We start from the raw sequence: 4,657 nt of genomic DNA on the forward strand, positions 1-4,657 counted from the left end.
AGCAAAAACATAGATTTCTTAAAAATTATTTTCAACAAATGAATTGGCTTAAAAGTGGTTTTTTCAAAAGCTTTATACATCTCCTCTATTCTCTAAACCTCTTAAACCTAGCGCATGAACTATCAGTATTCCTTACGTGCAAAAAAGCTTCAAAGCGTCTTACATCCTTCAGTTTATATGGAACTTAGATTAGCAAGGATATGCAAGTCATCCTGCTACCGTTTGAGAAGGCTTTCAATCCACTTTGATGGAGCAACAAGGAAGCTGCCAAATCTCGGCAGGAAGAGTGGTGAATTGATTATGCTCTAACCTAAGTTCTATCAGCCGAAAAAGCTGCCCTATCTCTGCAGGAAGAGTAGTGAGCTTATTGTTGTTTAGCCGAAGCATTTGTAGCTGAAAAAGCTGTCCTATCTCCGTAGGAAGAGTAGCGAGCTGATTATGTTCTAACCTAAGTTTTATCAGCCGAGAGAGCTGCCTTATCTCTGCAGGAAGAGTGGTGAGTTGATTATGCTCTAAGCTAAGCGTCTCTAGATAAGAAAGCTGGCCTATCTTTGTAGGAAGAATGGTGAGTTGATTATGCTCTAGCCTAAGTTCTCCCAGCTGAGAGAGCTGCCCTATCTCTGCAGGAAGAATGGTGAGCTGATTATGCTCTAGCCTAAGTTCTCCCAACCGAGAGAGCTGCCCTATCTCTGCAGGAAGAGTGGTGAGCTTATTGTTGTTTAGCCAAAGCGTTTGTAGCTGATAGAGCTGTCCTATCTCGGCAGGAAGAGTGGTAAGCTGGTTATTATTTAAAATAAGCTCTACTAGCCCGGAAACCTGCCCTATCTCAGTAGGAAGAGTAGTGAGTTGATTATGTTCTAACCTAAGGCGCCTCAGCCGAGAGAGCCGTCCTATCTCTGCAGGAAGAGTAGTGAGTTGATTATGCTCTAAGCTAAGCGTCTCTAGATAAGAAAGCTGTCCTATCTCTGCAGGAAGAGTGGTGAGTTGATTATCCTCTAAGCTAAGCGTCTTTAGATAAGAAAGCTGTCCTATCTCTGCAGGAAGAGTGGTGAGTTGATTATCGTCTAAGCTAAGCGTCTCTAGATAAGAAAGCTGTCCTATCTCTGCAGGAAGAGTGGTAAGCTCGTTATATCCTAAATCAAGCAATGCAAGTTGAAAGAGCTGCCCTATTTCTGTAGGAAGGGAAGTGAGGTTGTTGCCATTTAAATAAAGCTCTTCCAACTGAGACAGCCGCACTATCTCTGCCGAAAGAAAGGTTATTTGATTGTCTTTTAAGTCAAGTTTTTGCAGCTGAGACAGCTGCCATATCTCAGACGGAAGAGCGGTAAGCTCGTTACGTTCTAAATAAAGCACCGCCAACTGAGAGAGCTTTCCTATCTCTGCAGGAAGAGTAGTAAGCAGGTTTTCGCTTAATTGAAGGGCTTCCAACTGAGAAAGCTGTCCTATTTCTGCAGGAAGAGAGGTAAGCAAGCTTCCGCTTAATTGAAGCTCCTTCAACTGAGAGAGCTGCCCTATCTCTGCAGGAAGAGAGATTAGCTGGTTATTGTTTAAGTAAAGTACTTGCAGCTGAGAGAGCTGCTTTATTTCTGCAGGAAGAATAGTAAGCCGATTGCAGCTTAAGCCAAGGACTTTGAGATGAGAAAACTGACCTATCTCTGCGGGTAAAAAGGTTAAGTCAATTAAGCCTAAGTCTAACTTCGTAATACCCTTGCCATGCCTTTCAATCCACTCCCTAAAAAGCTCTCCTTTATCTTTTAAAGGCAAATGCTTGATATTTTCTTGATCTAAGTATTCTTCTCCTCCTGGAATTTGTTTCCACATTAAAAGACGATTAATATTTTTAAGATATGAGTAGTAAGTAGCTAGGGTAAAATATCTTTTTTCCTCGGTTTTCCATTTGAATTCCAAAGGAGAAAGAGACTTAGATAAAGTAAAGATTTGGTTAAAGATTGCTTTTACCTTTGTAATTTCAGAAAGCTCATCTTCTAGCTTATAAATCCTATCTAAAATAAGAGCCTGCTCGTTAACATTTCCATGAGGAAAATGAACTTTAACTATTTGCTTATAAATGCAGGGCATGACTTCATCCGCCAAAAGATGCCGCCATCTTTTACAAACGCTAAATAAGGGAGGGTTGACGCAATCTTTTAAAATATAGGAAAGTATTTCATTAGGTAAGTCTTTAAGGGTGATAGAAGGAATTACATTCATTAATAGTGCCTCTTTAAAATTAATAATTATTTAAATAAATATAAATATATTTTTTAGACATTTTTACAGGGTGTTCAGATGAAAATTATTTGACAAACACCTTGCCTAGCAATCCTCTCGAATAATCAGGTGCATAAGTGGCATTTCGTCTAACATCGGCAATCCCTCCTTGCGAATCAATAGTTCTTATTATGTTGACAGCTAAGCGCCTGATTAAAGCCATGCTTTTTAGCACTAAAGCCTACATCACTTAATAAAGCATCTTCTTTAAAAAACATATCCATCGCATGATGCAAACTATTTTCTATCACCCAGTCTGCTCGAATCCAGTTTTAAACGCATGTTAAAGCGGATTTCCACTGGCTTCAAGTTTTTCTAACTGAGGAAGCTGTCGTATCTCTTTAGGAATAGTAGTGAGCTGGTTTTGACTTAAATCCAGGGCAGACAGCTCACGAAGTTGTCTCATTTTAGCAGGAAGAGCAGTTAGCTGGTTTTGCTGTAAGTCGAGCGTTTCTAATCTAAAAAGATTTCCTATTTCGGAGGGAAGAGCAGTGAGTCGGTTTTGCTTCAAGCTAAGCGTTCTTAGCTGGGATAAATGCCCTATCTCTTTAGGAATGGAGGCAAGCTGGTTATCGTTTAAGTAAAGGCCTCTCAGCTGAGGCAGCTGTCCAATCTCCGCAGGGAGAGCGGTGAGCTGGTTCTGCTGTAAATCCATGCCAGTCAGCAGAGAAAGCTTTCCAATTTGCGCAGGAAGAGCCGTTAGATAATTATTGCTTATATTAAGACCGCGCAGCTGAGAAAGCTGCCCAATTTCGGCAGGTACAAAGGTTAGCTGATTTTGGCTTAAGTTAAGGTATTTTAGCCTAGGCATTTGTCCAATCTCAGGAGGTAAAAAGGTTAGGCCTAAAGCCGTTAAAGTTAGACTAGTAGGGAAGAAGAGTAATGGCTGCTTTTTTATCCACCCTTTTAAAAGTTCTCCTTTTTTCTTTAGAGGCAAAACTTTAACTTCTTCTTGATTTAAATAATTTTTTCCTCCCTCCAGCTTCTGCCAAAGTAAGAGACGGTTATTATTTATAAGATAGGAGGTATAGCTAGCAAAACTGAAATCCTGCTGTTTCTTATTTTCTTCTTCGAACTCTAAAGGAGAAAGAGATTTAGCTAAGGTCAAGAGGTGCTTAAAAATATGCTTCACTTTTGCTTCAACGGATAGGACAGGTTCAATTTTATAAATTTGATCCACAATACGAGCATGCTCGATAAGATTTCCACTTTCATATGGAAAGTGAAAATTGATTATCTCGTTATAAAGAGAGGCCGTAGGGTCTGAAGAAAGAGCTTGAATGCTAATAGTGGAAAGCTGAGGAGGGGCTATAGGAAGAGAAGAAGGCTGCTGGTAAATTTGCTGCAGCTTTTCTAGGGCAAATTGCCTCACCTTTTTATTTTCACCTAATAAATTTTTTGTCCATCGATAGCTTACCTTTTCTTTCTCGGTCAGTTCTTCACCCTCCTGGCTGACCAGCTCTTCTAATTGGTTTTCAAGCATTTCCTTTAAAGCTGGATTGGCTTGAATTTGCGGTTCTTCTAAAAGGTTAAATAAAAGTTCATTATAGCGTTCTTTAGAAGATTCCGTAGAAAAAGACAATTTTTCTTTATCTTGTTCGGAGGGAAGTGACAATGGCTTTAAAGAGGAGGATGATAAAATCGAGGAAGGAAAACCAGAGGAACGTTTAAGGCAAAATTCTAGGTAAGCCTGAGCTTTTTCATAAGTAGGGCTTAATTGTAAAGCTTGCAATAAAGCTTCTATAGCTAATGTATGATCTCCTTTTTCAGCACTTTCTTTGCCCTGTAGGAAATGTTCTACAGCTTCTGGGCTAGGTTCGTGCTTATGTTCTTCTAAAGGATGCGACTCGGCAGTATCGGCTAGGTGTCTGATAGTGTAGTTGGGTATATATCTTTCAATAAGCTGCCTATCCAGAGGGCAGAGTTTATTACGCGCTAAACATTGGATAGCGGTATCCTCATTAAAAGTATGACCACAAGGGATCAAGGTAACCGCCCGGTTCATCAACTCTCCTGACACAGCATCTTCTATATTCTCTGAGACTATGGTTCTAAAGTCTGTCTGTGCGCTTGAAATAGGAGTAGAGGGTATCATATAAGCTCCTTTATGATATGGCCAGTTAGTTTATTAGGTTCATATTTAATGTGCCTTTTTAAGAGCTTGCCCTAGCTTTTATGTGTATAAGATTTAATCCTTCTCTCTTTTTTAAGCAATTTTTATTTTGATTGTGCAACAATTTTTCTGTAAAATCTGAGATCTTTTTTTCTTAACCTAATTTTTTAAAGTGTTTTGCCCTTTTTAGATTGTTCGCATCAATTTTAATGAGCCCCCCCTTCATGGAGTGAGGGGACACACTTAAAATTGACACTCACAATCTTAAGAGGC

Annotated in this window: 3 protein-coding genes; all 3 read right to left on the reverse strand. The window is 39.6% G+C overall.

All coding sequences use genetic code 11. From position 1 onward, the window contains the following. Positions 1-234 precede the first annotated feature (234 nt). Complete coding sequence (locus DB41_RS08130; RefSeq protein WP_052244034.1) at positions 235-2,211, reverse strand: leucine-rich repeat domain-containing protein; 1,977 nt, start codon at positions 2,209-2,211, stop codon at positions 235-237. A gap of 176 nt (positions 2,212-2,387) precedes the next feature. Continuing rightward, a complete protein-coding gene (locus DB41_RS12555) occupies positions 2,388-2,522 on the reverse strand; it encodes a hypothetical protein (RefSeq protein ID WP_255350929.1) in 135 nt (44 codons plus the stop codon). 32 nt (positions 2,523-2,554) lie between these two features. Then, positions 2,555-4,366: a leucine-rich repeat domain-containing protein gene (locus DB41_RS10880; protein ID WP_052244035.1), complete on the reverse strand. Its 1,812-nt coding sequence runs from the start codon at positions 4,364-4,366 to the stop codon at positions 2,555-2,557. Between the last annotated feature and the right edge of the window lie 291 nt (positions 4,367-4,657).

This window comes from Neochlamydia sp. TUME1, from assembly GCF_000813645.1.
In the GTDB taxonomy this organism is placed as follows: domain Bacteria; phylum Chlamydiota; class Chlamydiia; order Chlamydiales; family Parachlamydiaceae; genus Neochlamydia.